The organism is Bacillus swezeyi, from assembly GCF_001969815.1.
GTDB classification, from domain to species: Bacteria; Bacillota; Bacilli; order Bacillales; family Bacillaceae; genus Bacillus; species Bacillus swezeyi.
The window spans coordinates 102,054-121,058 of record NZ_MRBK01000019.1; the positions used below are offsets into that span (position 1 = coordinate 102,054).

A 19,005-nucleotide genomic window follows, 5' to 3' on the forward strand; every position below is an offset into this window, starting at 1 on the left:
GTGCTGCTTTTTTAGCGCAAGAAGGCGGATGAAAAGACGGTTTGTTTGACTTTTCAATTGAAATCACCTATTTTGATAAAGAGAAATATCTCGAATTCGAGATATATAGTGATCATCCACATAAAGGACTTCGGGAAATCACACACTGTTATCAATAGGAGATGATTTGATATGAAAGTGAATGGCATTCACCACGTATCCGCTTTAACAGCCAATGCTCAAAAAAATGTCGATTTTTATGTGAAAGGCCTCGGCATGAAACTGATCAAGAAATCGGTCAATCAGGATGATCCGACGATGTACCATTTGTTTTACGGCGATGAGGTAGCGACACCTGGTTCAGATCTGACGTTTTTCGAGATTCCGATGCTTGCCCGCCGTGTGGAAGGAACAAACTGCATTTCATCTGTATCACTCCGGGTGCCTGGCGAGGATGCGCTCGGTTTTTGGCAAAAGCGGCTTGATGAACTCGGTGTTGTTCAAAGCAGGATTACGCAGCGCGCGGGACGGAGCATTCTCCGCTTTTTAGATCATGAAGGGCAAAATATCATTCTTGCCGCAGATGAAAAAGGAAAAGACGATGGGGTGCCTGTGAAAAACAGCGCCATCCCAGAGGAATATGCCATCAGAGGCCTTGGTCCTGTCGAACTGTCTGTACCTGATGCACAGCCGACGGCGGATGTGCTGACGGATATTCTTGGCTTTAAACGAATCGCGGAAGAGAAGCTTGAAGGAACCGATCAAGAGCTGATCATTTTTGAATCGGGAGTAGGCGGAGCTGCGACAGAGGTCCATGTTGCGGAAACGAAGGGTCTCAGAAGAGAGCGGCCCGGAAAAGGAAGCGTCCACCATGTCGCATTCCGCGTCAAAGATGAAGAAGAACTGCAAAAATGGTATGAAAAAATCAGTTCACACGGTTTCACAAATTCCGGCATTGTTGAACGCTATTATTTTAAAGCGCTCTATTTCAGAGAACCGAACGGCATCCTCTTTGAGCTTTCAACCGACGGACCGGGATTTGCCGTTGATGAAGGAATTGATGAGCTGGGCCAAAGCCTTGCACTGCCTCCATACCTTGAAAACAGACGAAAAGAAATTGAAGCCCGTCTTAAACCGATTCAATAAAAACAAAGCTGATCAAGGCCTTTGGCGGGCCTTGGTTTTTTTTGAAATGTAAAAGAGGCCATCGGCAAAGCCGACAGCCTTAAGGGGGATTCCATTAAGAAGCTGTTTCCTCTTTTTGGTCAAGCGTCACTTGTTTTGTCATTGTTTTGCCGTTTCTGATGATGGTCACCTTTACTGTGTCTCCGATTTTCGTATTTTTGTAAAGGAAGTTGCGCAGTGTACTTCCTGTATCGGTATCTTTTCCATTCAGGCTAACGATGACATCATCCTGTTTAAGGCCCGCTTTTTCAGCCGGAGATCCTGAAGCGACTTGGCGAATGTAGACGCCTTTGTTCAATTGGCTGCTGCTTAATCCAAGCGTTCCAGTTTGATAGTTTTCAGGAACCTGTTCAAGATCCATCATGCCGATACCGATAAATGGGCGTTCGATTTTTCCTTTTGACAACAGTTCTTCGGCGATCGGTTTGACATCATCGCTTGGGATCGCAAAACCTATGCCCTCTACGCCGGATTCGCTGATCTTCATGCTGTTGATGCCGATCACCTCGCCTTTCGTATTTAAAAGAGCGCCCCCGCTGTTGCCGGGATTGATCGCCGCGTCCGTTTGAATGACGTTCATTTCGGTTTCGCCGGCAGACGTATTGACGGAAACGGTCCGGTCAACACCGCTGATGATTCCTTGTGTGACGGTGCGGGAAAGGTCTTTGCCGAGCGGGTTGCCGATCGCAACCACTGATTCGCCTGTCTTTAGGCTTGACGAGTCTCCGAAAGAGGCGACTTTTTCAACGTGATCCGCGGAAATTTCGACAACGGCAAGGTCTGTCAAGGAGTCGCTGCCTACCAATTTGCCTTCCACTTCTTTTCCGTTTGAAAGGGAAACCGTCAGCTTATTGGCGCCTTCGACGACATGGTTGTTTGTTATGATATATGCTTTTCCATTCGCTTTTTTATAAATGACGCCCGAACCCGTTCCTGTTTCTTCCTCTTCTGAGCCGTTATTGCTGCTGCTTTCAAAGCCGAACATATCGTTTTCTGTATGTTTTTGGTAATTCGAGATGCCGACGATGGCCGGCGATAGATTCTCAACCATTGCTGAAACATCTGAAGAGCTTGTGCTTGATAAGTTTTCAGTTTTTGCCGCGTTCTCAGTCGAAGAAGAATTGGCCGCTTGATTTGTTTCGGTCTGAACGGACGAATTAACCGCTTCATCATTGCTGTGCTGATAAGCCGTTACACCGAGGACGAGGCTTCCTCCAATGATGCCGCTGATGATCGGCGTCATCCATGAAAGCTTTCGTTTTTGTTGTTCCGCCTGTTTTAACGCTTGATTCGGCTTTTTATCAGAGACGATGATTTCGTTTTTGGTTTCATGTTGATGTTCCCTGTTATATTCCATATGCTCCACGCTCCTATTGTTATCATATCCTTTGATGTACCCATCATAAACAAAGACTGTGGGATAAACATGAAAACATTGTGGGAAATTGTCAAAGAAAAAGGATAGAATAAATAGGGTGCTACCCTATGCATTTTTACAATACGACATGACAGAGGTGTTAAAAACATTGAAAAAGATCGGTTTCATCGGATACGGGAGCATGTCGCGCATGATTGCGGACAAGCTCCTTGAACAAGAAAAAATCGCTGACGAAATGGTGCTGGTCAGCACCAGGACAAACGGAGAAAAAACGGAAACTTTAAGAAAACGTTATCCAAACGTTTCCTTTCAATCGCCTGAGGAACTCGCAAAACAATGCGGGCTCATCTTCATCTGTGTTCCGCCTATGGCGGTAAAAGAAACGCTTACGAAAATTAATCCCTTTCTTCAGGAAAATGCGCACGTTGTTTCGATCGCCGCGGGAATGACGCTTGACCGGCTTCACGCATGGACAAACCGGCAAATAACGAGATACATCCCGACATTGACATCTGAAACGGGCATCGGCATTTCACTTGTCGTACATAGCGAACGGGTTGCGGAAGACAGCAAGAAGCGGCTTGAAGGATACCTCTCCGCTTTCAGCAAAGTGAAAAACATCTGTGAGAGTGATATTGATGCCGCGAGCAATTTAACAAGTTCGTCCCCGGGTTTTATCGCCGCGATATTTGAAGAATTCGCTCAATCCGCAGTCAGAAACAGCAGCCTGACGAAAGAAGAAGCGTTTGAATTCTTGATTCATTCTTTGCTTGGCACGGGAAAACTTTTATTGGAAAAGCAAATGACTTTTGAAGAAACGCTGCAAAGGGTGGCGACAAAAGGAGGCATCACTGCCGAAGGGGCGGAGGTCATTCAAAATGCCATGCCCGGGGTTTTTGATGAGCTGTTTGCACGTACGGGGAAGAAGTACGCAGAAATAAAAGAAGCTGTCCGGCCTTAGACATGAGGCTGCCTGGCCGGGCAGCCTTTTTTGTGCGCTCGACAAATTTCTTTACATTTCCATCCTTATCTTTATTTTCTAAATTTCCCAAGAGTTATTGCAATCCTATTAAAATTCTAATATAATTTGTTAGAATATTCTTAAAATAATAAAAAATTTGAGATGTTTTTTCATAAGGGGGGTTCTATGAAACTGTATATGTCAGTTGATATGGAGGGGATTTCCGGGCTTCCTGATGATACGTTTGTCGATTCGAGCAAGCTCAATTATGAGCGGGGCCGGGTGATCATGACGGATGAGGCCAATTATGTGATTGAAGAAGCATTTAAAAGCGGCTGTTCGGAAGTGCTTGTCAATGACAGCCATTCAAAAATGAACAATCTTTTAATAGAGCGTCTCCACCCGGAGGCACAGCTGATTTCAGGGGATGTCAAGCCGTTTTCGATGGTTCAGGGGCTTGATGATACATATGGGGGAGCGGTTTTTCTCGGTTATCATGCGAGAGCGTCGATGAGAGGTGTGATGTCGCATAGCATGATTTTCGGCGTCAGACATTTTTACATAAACGATCAAGCGGTCGGAGAGCTGGGTTTTAACGCTTATGTTGCCGGGTATTACGGCGTTCCGGTCATCATGGTTGCCGGCGACTGTCAGGCGGCGGCAGAAGCGGAGGAGCTGATTCCGCACGTCACGACGGCAGCCGTCAAAGAAACAATTTCCCGATCGGCGGTCAAATGTCTGACACCGGAAAAAGCGGGGCGGCTTTTAAAGGAACGGACGGCTTATGCGATTCAAAACAGGGACAAGGTCAGACCGCTCACACCGCCGGACAGACCTGTGCTGAGCATCGAATTTGCCAACTACGGCCAGGCGGAGTGGGCGAATCTCATGCCGGGCACTGAAATCAAACCGGGAACGACGATTGTCCGCTATCAAGCAAAAGACATATTGGAAGCCTATCAAGCGATGCTTGTCATGACAGAACTTGCGATGCGGACGACATTTTCCTAGGAAGGTGTGATGAAAAATGGCGGGTTACATCATGAAGCGGTTTTTCTCGATGCTTGTGACCATTTTAGTGATTACGACATTGACCTTTGTGATGATGAAAGTGATTCCGGGCTCTCCTTTTAATGAGGAGCGAAATACCAATGAAGCGGTTCAGCGAAACCTTGAGGCTTATTATCATTTAGATGAGCCTCTCTTTGTGCAATATTTGATTTATTTGAAATCGATCATTGCTTTCGATTTCGGCCCGTCGATTAAACAGCCTTCACAAAGTGTGAACGATATGTTGTCAAGAGGTTTTCCCGTCTCATTTGAATTGGGGATGACAGCGCTTGTGCTCGCGGTTTTTTCGGGAATAGCCCTCGGCATTTTCGCAGCTCTCCGCCAAAATGGCATCATCGATTATTTGGCGATGACAATAGCGGTGCTCGGCATTTCGGTTCCGAACTTCATTATGGCCACTCTGCTCATTCAGCAGTTTGCCGTCAACTGGAACATCTTCCCGCCTTCGACATGGACGAGCCCGATGCATATGGTGCTCCCGACAGCCGCTTTGGCGATGGGACCGATGGCGATTATCGCGCGGCTGACCCGCTCCAGCATGATTGAAGTGCTGAGCCAGGATTATATCCGGACGGCGCGGGCAAAGGGGCTTTCTCCATTTAAAATCGTCATGAAGCATGCGCTGAAAAACGCGTTGATGCCCATTATCACGATTCTCGGGACACTAACCGCTTCCATTTTAACGGGAAGCTTCGTTATAGAAAAAATCTTCGCCATTCCCGGAATGGGAAAATATTTTGTTGAAAGCATCAATTCCCGCGATTATCCCGTCATCATGGGGACCACCGTCTTTTACAGCATCATCCTCATCGTTATGCTATTTTTAGTCGATATGGCCTACGGAATCCTAGATCCGCGCATTAAACTGCATAAGAAAGGGTGAGATATATGAGCCTCCCAGTTCGTACGGAAAATGACACACCGCCGGGCGGGCATATCCCGAATGAATGGTTTTCGCCTAAGAAGCAGGAAAGGGGTGAAAGCGAATCTGTTGTAAGGCCAAGCCTTTCATACTGGCAGAATGCCTGGCGGATTTTACGAAAGAACAGGCTGGCGATGGCCGGTTTAAGCATTTTGATCTTCCTCTTCGCCATGGCAGTACTCGGTCCGATTTTTTCTCCCCACAGCGTCACACATCAGACGCTCTCCCAGCAAAACCTGCCGCCGTCCCCGCAGCATTGGTTCGGAACGGACGAGCTTGGCCGCGATGTTTTTACAAGAACGTGGTATGGGGCAAGGATTTCTCTTTTTGTCGGCGTGATGGCAGCTTTGATCGATTTTGCAATCGGTGTTCTCTATGGCGGCATTGCCGGCTATAAAGGCGGCAAAACCGATTATGTCATGATGCGGATCATCGAGGTCTTGCACGGACTCCCATACTTATTGGTCGTCATTCTTCTCATGGTGCTGATGGGTCCCGGACTGGGGACGATTATCGTTGCGCTGACGGTCACCGGGTGGGTCGGCATGGCGCGCATCGTCAGGGGGCAGGTTTTAAAAGTAAAGCATGACGAACATGTTCTCGCTTCTCAAACCTTCGGTGCCAATACGGGGCGGATTATCAGACGGAATCTGCTTCCGAACATGATGGGGGCGATCATCGTCCAGATGACGCTGACAGTGCCGTCAGCCATATTTGCCGAAGCCTTCTTGAGCTTCCTTGGCTTGGGGATTCAAGCCCCCTTTGCCAGCTGGGGCGTGATGGCGAACGACGGTCTGCCTGTTATTTTGTCAGGGCACTGGTGGCGGCTGTTTTTTCCAGCTTTCTTTATTTCATTAACGATGTTCGCCTTTAACGTTCTTGGAGACGGTCTGCAGGATGCGTTAGATCCAAAGCTGAGGAGGTCATGATGTTTGCGAAAAAAAGTACTGGAAGTCGAGAATCTGCATGTTTCATTTGCGACATACGGAGGGACCGTCAAAGCCGTCCGCGGCGTCAGTTTTGATTTATATGAAGGGGAAACATTTGCGATTGTCGGCGAGTCAGGCTGCGGAAAAAGCGTGACTTCACAAAGCATCATGAAGCTGCTTCCGAAGTTTTCCGCAACCATTACAGACGGTTCGATCCGCTTTAAAGGAAAGGATATGCGCCATTTGACTGAAAAGGAGATGAGGTCGATCCGCGGCGCCGAGATCTCGATGATTTTTCAAGATCCGATGACTGCGCTGAATCCGACTTTAACCGTCGGCGATCAGCTGAGAGAAGCGCTGCTGGAGCATCGGACGATCTCCAAGGATGCGGCGGAAAAAGCCGTGCTTTCCATGCTTGAGCTCGTCGGCATCCCGAATCCGAGAGAGCGTTTGAGGCAGTATCCGCATCAATTCAGCGGCGGGATGAGACAGCGGATCGTTATTGCGATGGCGCTGATCTGCGAACCGGAGGTCCTGATTGCCGACGAACCGACAACAGCGCTTGATGTCACCATTCAAGCGCAGATCCTTGAGCTGTTTAAGGATATTCAGCGAAAAACCGGAGTCTCGATTATTTTAATTACCCATGATTTAGGGGTCGTCGCACAGACGGCCGACAGAATCGCGGTGATGTACGCCGGAAAAATCGCGGAGGCGGGACCGCGGAAAGACATTTTTTATCATCCTCAGCATCCGTACACAAAGGGGCTGCTGAAATCCGTTCCAAGGCTTGATCTTGAAGAAGCGGAGCTTGTCCCGATTGACGGGACGCCGCCGGATTTGTTTTCACCTCCCGCAGGCTGTCCGTTTACAGCCCGCTGTTCATTTGCAATGGAGGTGTGTGAAAGGCTGTATCCTGTGAAAACGGAAGTCTCAGCGGGGCATGATGTGTGCTGTTGGCTTCAGGATGATCGGGCAAAGCGGACTGTATTATCGATATAAGTGTTGGATCATATGAAATGGGGGGATTTGATGAAAAGGTTGTGGCGTACTTTGGTCATCGCGGTGCTTTTCGTGATGCTGTTCGGATGCACGGCAAATGAACAGGCTGGACAGGAAGCGGAAAAGAAGGGGAAAGAAGCAGAAAAAGAACAAATACTGAGGCTGAATAATGAAAATGAACCGACTTCATTCGATCCGCCAATCGGCTTTAATAATGTGTCATGGCAGGCGCTCAACAACTTGATGGAGGGATTGACAAGGCTTGGCTCAGACCATGAGCCTCTGGCGGCTTCAGCGGAAAAATGGGACATTTCTGAAGATGGGAAAACATATACTTTTACAATTCGCGAGCAAGCGAAATGGTCCAATGAAGACCCGTTGACAGCGGGTGATTTCGAATATGCGTGGAAGCGGCTGCTTGATCCGAAAACAGGTTCGTCCGCCGCATTCTTAGGCTATGTTATCGAGGGCGGTGAAGCGTTTAACAGCGGAAAAGGCACAAAAGATGATGTGAAAGTTGAAGCATTGGATGAAAAAACACTTAAAGTCACATTGACAAGCCCGCAAAAAGCGTTTTTAAACATTGTGGCCAATCCGGCGTTCTTTCCTGTCAATCAAAAAGTCGCCGAAGAAAATCCAAAATGGCATGAGGAAGCCGAGACTTTTGTCGGGAACGGACCGTTTAAGCTGACAGAGTGGAAGCATGATGAAAGCCTGACAATGGAAAAAAGCGGTACGTATTGGGATCAGGATACTGTAAAGCTTGATCAAGTCACATGGGCGATGGTCGATGACAGAAATACCGACTATCAAATGTTCCAGTCGAATGAGCTTGATACATCCTATGTACCGGCAGAAATGAGCGAGAAGCTGATGGGCTCTGATCAGGTGAAAGTCTTCGAGCAGGCAGGGATTTATTTTTATAGGTTCAATGTCAATATGGAGCCGTTCCAAAATGAAAAGATCAGAACAGCGTTCGCGATGGCCGTTGACCAGGAGGAAATCGTTGATTATGTCACGAAAAACGGGGAAAAAGCTGCGCATGGCTTTGTTTCTCCCGGGATGAAGGGGCCGAACGGCAAGGACTTTCGCGAGGAAGGCGGCGATTTGGTTAAATACGATGCAGATGAAGCAAAAAAACTGTTGGAAAAAGGCATGAAGGAAGAAAATTATCAAAAGCTTCCTGCGGTTACATTGACATACAGCACAAAGCCTGAGCATAAAAAAATGGCAGAAGCGATTCAGCAAAAGCTGAAAAGTACGCTTGACGTCAATGTGAAACTCGCAAATATGGAGTGGAACACATTTCTTGAACAGCAAAAGGCGCTGAAATTTCAATTTTCCCAAAGTTCTTTTTTGCCGGATTACGCAGACCCAATCAACTTTCTGGAAAGCTTTCAAACCGATAATTCGATGAACAGAACCGGGTGGAGCAGCAAAGAGTATGATCAGCTGATCAATGCGGCGAAAAATGAAGCTGATGAAGAAAAACGGCATGAGCTGATGCATCAGGCTGAAAAGCTGTTATTTGCAGGAATGCCGATCATTCCGGTCCACTTCTATAATCAAGTCCATTTGGAAAAGGAGAATGTAAAAGGCATTATCCGCCACCCGGTCGGCTATATCGAGTTGAAATGGGCCGAGAAGCAATAATCTGCAAGAAACCTTGTCCGCCTGTGGTCTTCTGTGCACCTTTTAGCACAAGAGCCGGGCGGATTTTTCACAAAAGGGGGTAATCTGTGTTGAAAATTGCGCCTCAAGGATTAAAAAGAGGAGATGCGGTCGGAGTGATCGCACCCGCCAGTCCGCCTGATCCCGGGAAGCTTGATGCAGCCGTCCGGTTTTTAAAAAACCTGGGGCTCCATGTCAAAATGGGCCGTGCCGTTGCAAAAAAACACGGCTATTTGGCCGGAAAGGATGAAGACCGTCTGCGCGATTTGCATGATATGTTTGAAGATCCTTCTATTAAAGCGGTGATCTGCGCGTGCGGAGGATATGGCACGGCAAGAATCGCCCAGCAAATCGATTATCGGATGCTGAAAAACAACCCGAAAATATTCTGGGGCTACTCAGATATTACGTTTTTACATACAGCCATCCGGCAGAACACCGGTCTCATCACCTTTCACGGACCAATGCTCAGCTCTGATATCGGACGGGATGATGTCCACCCGCTGACAAAATACTCTTTTCAGCAGCTGTTTCAACAGATGACGCTCACCCTTACAGATGAGATCACGCCTTTAGAGACGGTTGTGGAAGGAAAAGTGAAAGGGGAGCTGACCGGCGGAAATCTCGCCATCCTGGTGACAACGCTCGGTACGCCGTTTGAAATTGATACGAGAGGGAAGCTGTTATTGATTGAAGATGTCGATGAGGAGCCTTACCGAATTGACCGGATGCTTAATCATCTGAAAATGGCCGGGAAATTTTCTGAGGCGGCCGGGATTCTGGTTTGTGATTTCCACAATTGCACACCGAAAAAACGCGAAGAATCACTGACACTGCAAAACATTTTCCAAGACTACATCGTTTCTGAGGGAAAACCGTCGCTGTCGGGCTTTAAAATCGGCCATTCATCACCGAACATCGCTGTGCCGCTCGGAGCGGAAGCCGTATTGGATGCCGATCAAAAACAGCTGACGATCGAACCGGGTATTTCTTGAAACATAAAAGGAGGCCGGCATGAAAATTACCGATATCAACACATACCGTATCGCTGTTCCATTAAAAAAACCTTTTAAAACCGCGCTTAGAACTGTACATACACTGGAGGCCGTCATTGTCAAAATGTCGGCTGAGAACGCGGCGGCGGGCTGGGGGGAAGCGCCCCCGACCGCCGTCATCACCGGTGAAACCCTTGACAGTATCGAAGGTGCGATCAAAGAGGTGCTCGCCCCGGCGCTGATCGGCCGCAGTTTATTAAGGGCGGAAGCGATTTTTCATGACATCGAAAAGCTGATGATCGGCAATACAAGCGCAAAGGCAGCTGTAGAAATGGCCGTTTACGATTGTTTAGCGCAGATGTGCGGGCTGCCCTTGTATCAATTTTTAGGAGGTTACAGGCGGGAAATTGAGACGGACTTTACCGTCAGCGTCAATCCACCTGAAGAAATGGCGGAAGATGCCGCCCGCTATATCAAAGAAGGGTTTCGTATTTTAAAAATAAAGGTTGGAAAAGACGACATTCATACAGATCTCGTCCGCATCCGCGAAGTCCGCAAACAAGCGGGGAACGACATTCGAATTCGGCTTGATGCCAATCAAGGCTGGACGGCAAAGCAGGCCGTCAGAGCCATTCGGAAAATGGAGGATGAGGGCCTTGATATTGAGCTTGTTGAACAGCCTGTCCCTAAGCATGATCTTGAAGGCTTAAAACAAGTAACAGATGCAGTAGATACACCGATTATGGCGGACGAAAGCGTCTTTACCCCAGAAGAGGCTTTTCAAGTGCTTAAAACAAGAAGCGCTGATCTCATCAATATTAAGCTGATGAAAGCGGGCGGCATCCGGCAGGCGCTGAAGATCAATGCCATTGCAGAAGCCTGCGGGGTGGAATGCATGACCGGAAGCATGATCGAAACGAGGCTCGGCATTACAGCAGCAGCCCATTTTGCTGCAAGCCAAAAAAATGTAACAAGATGTGACTTTGATGCCCCGCTTATGCTGAAAGAAGATATCGTTGAAGGCGGTATCAGCTATGAAGGCAGAAAAATGACATTGCCTGATGCTCCGGGACTTGGGATTGACCATATCAAAATGTTAAGGGGGGATGACGGGTGAATGTTTATACAGCCGCTGTATCAGTGGCTAATGTCTGGACGCATCGGGGAGCGCCGCGCAAGGTTGATGAAATGATGCTGTCACAGCCTGTTCGAATCAGAAGCTGGCTTGACTCGTTAACATATGAGGACCGTCTTGAGCTCTGTACGGAAAATCTTATTCAAACACAAGTGTTATTCGGCGAAAAAGTAGTGGTGCTTGATGAAAAGGATGGCTGGGCCTCTGTCGTCATTCCCGGGCAGCCGTCTGCAAAAGATAAGCGCGGTTATCCGGGCTGGATTCCAAAAAACTGTCTGGCAAGAACACATGAACCGCAGACGGAAGCATTCGCCGTCATTCAAAAACCGACAGCTTTTTTATATGACGAAGAAAAAACAAAAGAGTTCGAATTGAGCTTTCTCACAAAGCTTTCGATGTTATCCGAAGACAGAGCCTGGTTTGAAGTCGCTACACCACTCGGCCGCAAATGGCTGAAAAAAGAAGATGCGAGAATCTCGGCAAGCGCCAAAGGCTCCGGAAAAGACATTGTTCAAACAGGAAAAACTTTCTTAAACCTGCCGTATCTTTGGGGAGGAATGAGCGGGTTCGGCTATGACTGTTCAGGCTTTGCCTTCAATATGCTGAAAGCAAACGGATATCACGCGCCGCGGGATGCCGGTGACCAGGCGCAAGGAGGAAAAGAAATTTCCTTCAGCAGTCCCGAGCAGGGGGATTTGCTGTTTTTTGCATATGAAGAAGGCAAAGGACGGGTTCACCATGTCGGCATTTACTGCGGAAACGGCCAAATGCTGCACTCTCCGAAAACAGGAAAATCAATTGAAATCATATCTCTCAAAGACACGATATATGAAAAAGAATTGTGCGCAATAAGGCGCTACTTTTAACCAAAAACGGGGGAGATCGGCTTGAACAGAGACACTTTATTAAAAGTCAGCCGGCTGAAAATGCATTTTGACGTCGGAAAAGGCAAAACAGTTAAAGCGGTTGACGGCATTTCTTTTCACATAAAAGAAGGGGAAACATTCGGGCTTGTCGGTGAATCAGGGTGCGGTAAATCGACAACCGGCCGCGTATTGATGCACCTTTACGAACCGACTGAAGGTGAGGTGACATACCGGGGGATCAACATTCACAACTTGAATGACAGAGAGGCGTTTCAGTACAAACGCAAAATCCAAATGATTTTTCAGGACCCGTACGCTTCATTAAATCCGAGGCTAACGGTCAGGGACATCATGCTGGAGCCGATGGAAATCCACGATCTGTACGGGGGAAGAAGAGCGCGTCTCGAAAAAGCGGACGAGCTTTTGGAAGCAGTCGGCTTGCACAGGAGTTTTGCCAATCGCTATCCGCACGAATTCAGCGGCGGCCAAAGGCAGCGGATCGGCATTGCCAGGGCGCTCACGCTTGAACCGGAGTTCATCATCGCGGACGAGCCGATTTCAGCCCTTGACGTATCCGTACAGGCTCAAGTCGTTAATCTCCTGAAAACATTGCAAAAAGAAAAAGGGCTCACCTTTTTGTTTATCGCCCACGATCTCTCAATGGTCAAGCATATCAGCGACCGCATCGGCGTCATGTACCTCGGACACATGGCTGAAATCACAGACAGCGCCCGGCTCTATAAAGAGCCGCTTCATCCGTATACGCAAGCCCTTTTATCGGCCATTCCGATTCCCGATCCCGACATCGAAGACAAACGGAAGCGAATCATTTTAAAAGGCGAGCTTCCGAGTCCGATCGACCCGCCGAGCGGCTGTGTCTTCAGAACGAGATGCCCGGCCGCCATGGACATTTGCGCGGCGCAAAAGCCTGAGTTAAAAGAAGCGGACAAAGGCCATTTCGTCGCCTGTCATTTATATGACGGAGACGTGGGGAAAGAAGCGGACGGCATGAAGGTGACGCTGCAGGCCAGATAAAACGCGACCCGTGGTGTGAAAGAATAAAGGAAGATATCGGCCGTCTGATTTCACATAAAAAAGGAGCCTTATCGGGCTCCCTCACCTGCAGCTCCTGACAATCGGCATTGCACAGCATCTAAAAGAGCCGCCGGATTTTATAATCTCTGACAGGTCGATTTCAATGACTGTATAGCCTCGTCTCCTGAGCTGTTTGTTGACATCTTGATTATCGGGAAGGCTGATCACGGTTTTATGACCGATGGACAGCACATTCGTTCCGAGAGTGAACTGTTCATCGTCAGTTATTTCAATCATATCGTAGCGCTTGCTGAGCATCTGATACTCTTTTTCTCCCAAGGCTTTTGGGTAGACGAGCGCTTCGGTTGGAGAAAGTATATTAAAGACGCAATCCAAATGGAGAAATGTTTCTTCAAACGGCACAGGAATCACTTCATATGAAGGAAGCTGTCGCTTCAGCTCTTGAACCGCTGAAAACGTTGTCCTATGGCTGATTCCGGCATAAACCGTGTTTTGGTCAATAAGAATGTCCCCGCCTTCAATCTTATATCCCTGATTAAAGGTGGTGCAGGTGATGCTTTCCTTTGCTAGCCATTCCTGCAGAACATTTTCTTCGCCTTGGCGGATATCTGCTGATAGCCGAGAGGAAAAAACGGTTTCGCCGACGATAAACCCGATATCCCGGGTGAATACTTGCTCTGGAAATTGGCTCAACGGCGGCAGCAGCACCACTTCAACATGTTGTTTTTCCAGTTCTTGAATCAGTGTTTCATGCTGGCGGACAGCAAGTGTTTTATCGATATTTTCTTTATGGAAGTATTTTTGCGTTTCATTGATGACTTCTGCAATTTCCATATACTCCGGCCTGCATAGCACAACTTTTTCTAAAATGTCATATTCGCTCGTACAGTTTGCTTTATGGTCTTTTTTCGGTACGGCTGAATCCATGTTCTCTCTCCCGTCTCTCTTTAATATTTTCATTATTCCCTTCCCAGCAAAGGAAATAAACGTTTTAGCAAGAAAATCTCACAAGTGATCCGGATAAAAAACTTTAGACAAATGAATTCTAATAGTGTTTAATAAAGAAAATTCCACTTTACAAACACAGGACACAGACATCAAAGGAGTAATGGATATGAAGGGACCAGAAAAAAGATACTGCCGGGAATCAAAAGTTGTCAAAACAAGCCGCGTATTTCCGCTCGATACAAACAATCACAACACCTTGTTCGGCGGAAAGCTGATGAGCTATATTGACGATATTGCTTCGATTTCTGCGGCGCGCCATTCCAGGTGTGAAACGGTTACAGCTTCAATGGATTCCGTCGATTTTCTCGAGCCGATCCGCCAGGAAGATTCCGTTTGCCTCGAATCTTATGTGACTTGGGTCGGGAGAACATCGATGGAGGTATTTGTGAAGGTGATTAAAGAACATTTACTATCAGGCGAACGAAAGCTTGCCGCCACATCCTTTTTAACATTCGTGGCCCTTGACAAAGACGGAAATCCTCAGGCTGTTCCGCAAGTTGAGCCGGAGACGGAAGAAGAAATCATGCTTCATCAAACAGCCCAACAGCGCGCGGAAGAACGCAAAAGTCATCGAAAACACAGTAAAGCACTTGCCCAGGCGCTTGCCGTAGACAAGCCTTGGTAAACATTTGAATGTAAGCTGCTGTAACTCATCCCTCTTATCTAGGGACTGCGGTTTCAGCAGCTTTTTGAATATATCACGCAAATAAAGTTGAACATAAAAGAAATGACAAAAAAGGGAAGAAGAAATGTAATATGAATTTTGGGCATTTTTGGATATTTTTGATCAAGCCGGCTTTAGTGTTCACCATTGCCTATATTCTTTTTCGGATAGCAGGAAAGAAAGCCGTTTCCCAAATGACGAATTTTGATCTTTTGCTGACCTTCGCCATCGGAACGATTATCAGCGAACCGATTCTTACTTCTAAAATTTCGATGTCCATTTATTACGCACTTACTTTTCTTATCTTTTATTTGGCTGTTGAAAAGCTGTCACTGCACAATAAATGGAGGTGGTTTCTTGTTGTCAGCCCGACCGTTCTGATCAGAAACGGGGATATTGATGAAAAGGGCTTGAAAAAGGAGCGGCTTACCGTTAATGAACTGCTCGGCAAGCTGCGCGAAAAAGGATATGCCGATCCCAGTGACATCGATCTTGCATTGATCGAAGAATCAGGTCAAATCAGCGTCATCCCAAAATCTGAAGCGAGGCCGGTTCAGCCGCGTGATTTAAATATCAGGACTGAACGAAACTTCGTACCGATTCCCCTGATTTTAGACGGTGAAATCATCGAACACAATTTAAAATATTTGAAAAGAACGAAAGAATGGCTGTTCGAAAAATTGGATGAAAAAGGAGTATCGCAAGCTAAGTTGTCATCCGTTACACTTGGAACCTTAAACGAAAACAATGAACTCATGATTGATATGGAAAAAACCGGCGCTCCGTTATCGAACAGCCCTTATCTTTATAAACCCGGCCGGGACAAGTAAAACTATCGCCGAATAGGCGATTTTTTTTATTTTATTATTTCGGACAATTTTATCCGATATTACCCTTCTTCCTCATCCTTTGTTTTCAGCCACTTCACCTCCGTTTATCGGGAAGTTATGCCTCGTGTTTGATGGGGAATATGTCATTGATCGACAGAAGTATGACAAAAAAGATAGGAGGAAAATATGTTGTTTTTTGTATTTTAATAGAATATATTAGTTTTTGTGAAAAAATTTTGATAGAAGGAGCAAGTATAATGAAAAAGTTTTTTGGATTCATGATGCTGTCTGCCATGCTGCTGCTCAGCTCTTCTTTGTCCGTCCAAGCGAAAGACTACGGACGTGAAACCCTGGGCTCAAAAGACGGCTGGGGCGCTTATGGAGAAGGAACAACCGGAGGAGCCGACGCTTCCTCTGACCACGTCTATACAGCTGAAAACCGTAAGCAGCTTGTTGAAGCATTGGGAGGAAATAACAGCAAAAACAGCACCAATGAGACGCCGAAAATCATCTATGTGAAGGGAACGATTGATCTTAGCGTTGATGATAAAAACAAGCCTTTAGGCTATGATAACTATAAAGATTCTGAATACAGCATTGAGAAGTATTTAAAAACTTATGATCCAAAGAAATGGGGAAAAAAAGAGCCGTCAGGAAAGCTTGAAGAAGCAAGACTCCGGTCTGAAAAGAACGAGAAAGAGCGCGTGATCATTAGAGTCGGTTCAAATACGACCATCATTGGAGCTGGAGAAGATGCGAAAATCGTCGGCGGCGGTCTATATATCAAAGGCGCCGAAAATGTCATTATCCGCAACATCGAATTTGAAAATGCCTACGATTTCTTCCCAGGCTGGGATCCGACCGATGGAAGCAGCGGAAACTGGAATTCGGAATTTGATAATCTCTTAATTGAATCATCTAAGCATATCTGGATCGACCATTGCACATTCAATGACGGAAGCGAGTCTGATGAAAAGACCGAGACTTATTTCGGACGCGAATTCCAGCATCATGACGGATTGCTGGATATTAAAAAGCAGTCCGACTTCATCACTGTTTCCTATAATGTATTTTCAGGCCACTCTAAAAACACGATTGTCGGATCAAGCGACAGTTATAAAGCCGACAACGGGCATCTGAGAGTGACATTCCACCATAATATGTACGAAAATATTAAGGAGCGCGCTCCGCGTGTACGTTACGGCAAAGTGCACATTTACAATAACTATTTTAAAAGCACGAAAGAAAGCTACAACTATTCATGGGGTGTAGGGTATTCTTCAAAAATTTATGCTGAAGACAATTACTTTGATCTCCCGGAAGAAACGAAGACTTACAAATTGATGAAAGTCTTTAAAGGTGACGCATTATATGAAAAAGACACACTGGTGAATGATCAACAAAGCGTGTCAAAGATTGATGTTGTCAGCACATATAATAAAGAAAAAAATGCGTCGATAAATAAATCAGTGGGCTGGACGCCTAAGCTGTATGAAAAAATCGATGACGCAGAAGATGTTCCGGAAATTGTCGAAGAACAGGCCGGCGCGGGAAAATTGCAATAGCTGGAAGGCGGACATGCTTGCATGTCCGTTTTTTTATTTTGGGTATCTTGCAATGCAAAATAGTGTGTGGTACGATTCAGGTATCTTGTATTGCAAGATAATGAAAGAAGGAGATTGTGATGAGTTCGACACAAATGCTGAAGGGAATCTTAGAAGGATGTCTGCTGGCCGTCATCTCGGAAGGGGAGATCTATGGCTATGAAATGACAAAGGTGCTTGCGAAATACGGTTTTTCGGATATTAGCGAAGGGAGCATATATCCGATACTTTTGCGCATGCAAAAGGAGAAATGGGTCAATACAGAGCTGAAGGCGTCGCCGAACGGGCCGAAGAGAAAATATTATACGCTTGCCCCCCGCGGTGAAGAAGAGCTTCACACCTTCATTACGCGGTGGAAAACGTTGTCTGAAAGCGTAGACGCATTGCTCGATAAAACAGTTGATGAGGAGTGAAGCATGTGCTGTCTAAAGATATGCAGCAAGTTTTAGACGATATGAGAATATACTTAATGTCCGCAGGAAAAAGCGACAGGGAAATTGAAGGGATCATGGATGAATTGACGGTTCATGCCGAGGAAGGCGAAAGGGACGGAAAAAGTGTTCGGCAAATTTTCGGAGACTCTCCAAAGGCATATGTTCAAGAGATTTCAAAAGAGCTTTCATCAAGACCGATGGAGATTGCGCAGATCGTGTTTATCATTTTTCTTGGCGCTGTATCTTATTTTATTTTCAATGATGCTGTTCATGACAGCCTCGAATATTCGCTTTATGTGCTGGCGGGCTATCCGATTTATCTTTTGCTGGGAGCTGTTTTGACTTCTTTTTTAGGCCGGATTTCAGCATTTAAAGCAAAGAAAACCGCTGTTTTGTATATGTCGATTTACTCCATCTTTATGTTTTCTTCCATCTTGGCCATCATCTTTGCCGACCGCGTATATGGCACCCCGGTTCTGTCGATTGACGGGGCGGGACGCTGGCTGATTATGGGGCTTTCTTTCATCTGCATTGTTCTTGTTTCTTTCTGGGCGAAAGTAAAAGTTTTGGCCGCACTGCCTGTTCTTTTGGCCGGCGTTCATGTCATGTTTCAAGTCCTTGGATGGGATTCGGAGGCATGGGGGATTGCAGAAGCGTATATCCCTTATATCGGCTTGATTGTACTTATGGCCTTTGAAGCCAAGCGTTCCAAAAAAACGGCTGAATATGAATGAAATACCGGAAATCTTTAAATTTTTAAAAGGAGCTTTTTTAGCAGTTTGAATCTATCAAAATATGAAAGGTGACTGATAAATGGACATTTTATGGGGATACATTCTCGTCTTTATTTTAGCGGCGATTCCCTGGTTTGAGGTGATCGGAGTCGTTCCGCTGGCGATTATTGCCGGGCTCAAACCCGTTCCCTCCGCTGTCATCGCTCTGTTTGGAAATCTGTTGACCGTTTTGATGCTCATTGTGTTGATTGACAAAGTGAAGCGGTGGCTGAACGGAAGAAGAAAGGAGAGTGTGCAGAAAGATAAGCTGTCAAAGCGGAAAAGCAGGGCAAAGAAGATTTGGCACACTTATGGACTGCCAGGCCTCTCCTTCATCGGCCCTTTTTTTATCGGCTCCCACCTGACCGCTTTTATGTGCATGGGATTTGGGGCAGGACGGAGGAGAACCGCCTGGTGGATGACGGGAAGTCTTGCTTTGTGGACGACGGCATCCGCGATCGCCGCCTATTATGGATTCAGCTTTCTCGCTCCTGAGCATGAAGGAGTCCTGAAAAATATCTTTAAACAAGAGGAGTGAAGGG

At 46.6% G+C, this 19,005-nt stretch carries 19 protein-coding genes; 17 read left to right on the plus strand and 2 right to left on the minus strand.

Features of this window, described 5'->3' with window-relative positions; genetic code table 11:
• The first annotated feature begins 171 nt into the window (after positions 1–171).
• On the plus strand, positions 172–1,125 hold the full coding sequence (locus tag BTA30_RS16105) for a ring-cleaving dioxygenase (protein WP_076762323.1): 954 nt from the start codon (positions 172–174) through the stop codon (positions 1,123–1,125).
• A 94-nt stretch (positions 1,126–1,219) separates the two neighbouring features.
• Here the strand turns inward: BTA30_RS16105 and BTA30_RS16110 are convergent, their stop codons facing one another.
• Positions 1,220–2,521: a S1C family serine protease gene (locus tag BTA30_RS16110; RefSeq protein ID WP_076762324.1), complete on the minus strand. Its 1,302-nt coding sequence runs from the start codon at positions 2,519–2,521 to the stop codon at positions 1,220–1,222.
• A gap of 169 nt (positions 2,522–2,690) precedes the next feature.
• Between BTA30_RS16110 and proG the strand changes: the two genes are divergently transcribed.
• From proG to BTA30_RS16160, 10 genes are all read left to right on the plus strand, one after another.
• Positions 2,691–3,503, plus strand: coding sequence for a pyrroline-5-carboxylate reductase ProG (gene proG, locus BTA30_RS16115; RefSeq protein ID WP_076762369.1), 813 nt, complete (start codon positions 2,691–2,693; stop codon positions 3,501–3,503).
• Positions 3,504–3,689: 186 nt separating this feature from the next.
• Positions 3,690–4,514, plus strand: a complete 825-nt coding sequence (gene dppA, locus BTA30_RS16120; RefSeq protein ID WP_076762325.1) for a D-aminopeptidase DppA — start codon at positions 3,690–3,692, stop codon at positions 4,512–4,514.
• 16 nt (positions 4,515–4,530) lie between these two features.
• Positions 4,531–5,457: an ABC transporter permease gene (locus BTA30_RS16125; RefSeq protein WP_076762326.1), complete on the plus strand. Its 927-nt coding sequence runs from the start codon at positions 4,531–4,533 to the stop codon at positions 5,455–5,457.
• 5 nt (positions 5,458–5,462) lie between these two features.
• The gene (locus tag BTA30_RS16130; RefSeq protein WP_076762327.1) at positions 5,463–6,425 is read left to right on the plus strand and encodes an ABC transporter permease; all 963 of its coding nucleotides are present in this window, start codon (positions 5,463–5,465) and stop codon (positions 6,423–6,425) included.
• A 3-nt stretch (positions 6,426–6,428) separates the two neighbouring features.
• A complete protein-coding gene (locus BTA30_RS16135; RefSeq protein WP_076762328.1) occupies positions 6,429–7,427 on the plus strand; it encodes an ABC transporter ATP-binding protein in 999 nt (332 codons plus the stop codon).
• A 30-nt stretch (positions 7,428–7,457) separates the two neighbouring features.
• Entirely contained in the window at positions 7,458–9,080 is a 1,623-nt protein-coding gene (locus tag BTA30_RS16140; RefSeq protein WP_076762329.1) for a peptide ABC transporter substrate-binding protein, read from the plus strand.
• An 89-nt stretch (positions 9,081–9,169) separates the two neighbouring features.
• On the plus strand, positions 9,170–10,093 hold the full coding sequence (locus BTA30_RS16145; protein WP_076762370.1) for a S66 peptidase family protein: 924 nt from the start codon (positions 9,170–9,172) through the stop codon (positions 10,091–10,093).
• Positions 10,094–10,112: 19 nt separating this feature from the next.
• On the plus strand, positions 10,113–11,210 hold the full coding sequence (locus BTA30_RS16150; RefSeq protein ID WP_076762330.1) for a mandelate racemase/muconate lactonizing enzyme family protein: 1,098 nt from the start codon (positions 10,113–10,115) through the stop codon (positions 11,208–11,210).
• The gene (locus BTA30_RS16155; protein WP_076762331.1) at positions 11,207–12,094 is read left to right on the plus strand and encodes a C40 family peptidase; all 888 of its coding nucleotides are present in this window, start codon (positions 11,207–11,209) and stop codon (positions 12,092–12,094) included. Before BTA30_RS16150 ends, BTA30_RS16155 begins: the two co-directional genes overlap by 4 nt.
• Positions 12,095–12,115: 21 nt before the next feature.
• Entirely contained in the window at positions 12,116–13,129 is a 1,014-nt protein-coding gene (locus BTA30_RS16160; RefSeq protein WP_094777346.1) for an ABC transporter ATP-binding protein, read from the plus strand.
• Between the two features lie 81 nt (positions 13,130–13,210).
• Here the strand turns inward: BTA30_RS16160 and BTA30_RS16165 are convergent, their stop codons facing one another.
• Positions 13,211–14,077: a dimethylarginine dimethylaminohydrolase family protein gene (locus BTA30_RS16165; protein WP_076762332.1), complete on the minus strand. Its 867-nt coding sequence runs from the start codon at positions 14,075–14,077 to the stop codon at positions 13,211–13,213.
• A gap of 187 nt (positions 14,078–14,264) precedes the next feature.
• On the opposite strand from BTA30_RS16165, the gene BTA30_RS16170 reads away from it, so the two are divergent.
• The 6 genes from BTA30_RS16170 to BTA30_RS16195 all read left to right on the plus strand — a co-directional run bounded on the left by BTA30_RS16170 (position 14,265) and on the right by BTA30_RS16195 (position 19,001).
• Entirely contained in the window at positions 14,265–14,783 is a 519-nt protein-coding gene (locus BTA30_RS16170; RefSeq protein ID WP_076762333.1) for an acyl-CoA thioesterase, read from the plus strand.
• A gap of 131 nt (positions 14,784–14,914) precedes the next feature.
• The gene (locus BTA30_RS16175; protein ID WP_076762334.1) at positions 14,915–15,652 is read left to right on the plus strand and encodes a DUF421 domain-containing protein; all 738 of its coding nucleotides are present in this window, start codon (positions 14,915–14,917) and stop codon (positions 15,650–15,652) included.
• A gap of 257 nt (positions 15,653–15,909) precedes the next feature.
• Entirely contained in the window at positions 15,910–17,217 is a 1,308-nt protein-coding gene (locus tag BTA30_RS16180; protein WP_076762335.1) for a pectate lyase family protein, read from the plus strand.
• Between the two features lie 119 nt (positions 17,218–17,336).
• The gene (locus BTA30_RS16185) at positions 17,337–17,669 is read left to right on the plus strand and encodes a PadR family transcriptional regulator (RefSeq protein ID WP_076762336.1); all 333 of its coding nucleotides are present in this window, start codon (positions 17,337–17,339) and stop codon (positions 17,667–17,669) included.
• Positions 17,670–17,674: 5 nt separating this feature from the next.
• The gene (locus tag BTA30_RS16190; RefSeq protein WP_076762337.1) at positions 17,675–18,424 is read left to right on the plus strand and encodes an HAAS domain-containing protein; all 750 of its coding nucleotides are present in this window, start codon (positions 17,675–17,677) and stop codon (positions 18,422–18,424) included.
• Between the two features lie 79 nt (positions 18,425–18,503).
• Positions 18,504–19,001 (plus strand): small multi-drug export protein, encoded by a 498-nt coding sequence (locus BTA30_RS16195; RefSeq protein WP_076762338.1) that lies wholly within the window; start codon positions 18,504–18,506, stop codon positions 18,999–19,001.
• The last annotated feature ends 4 nt before the right edge of the window (positions 19,002–19,005 follow it).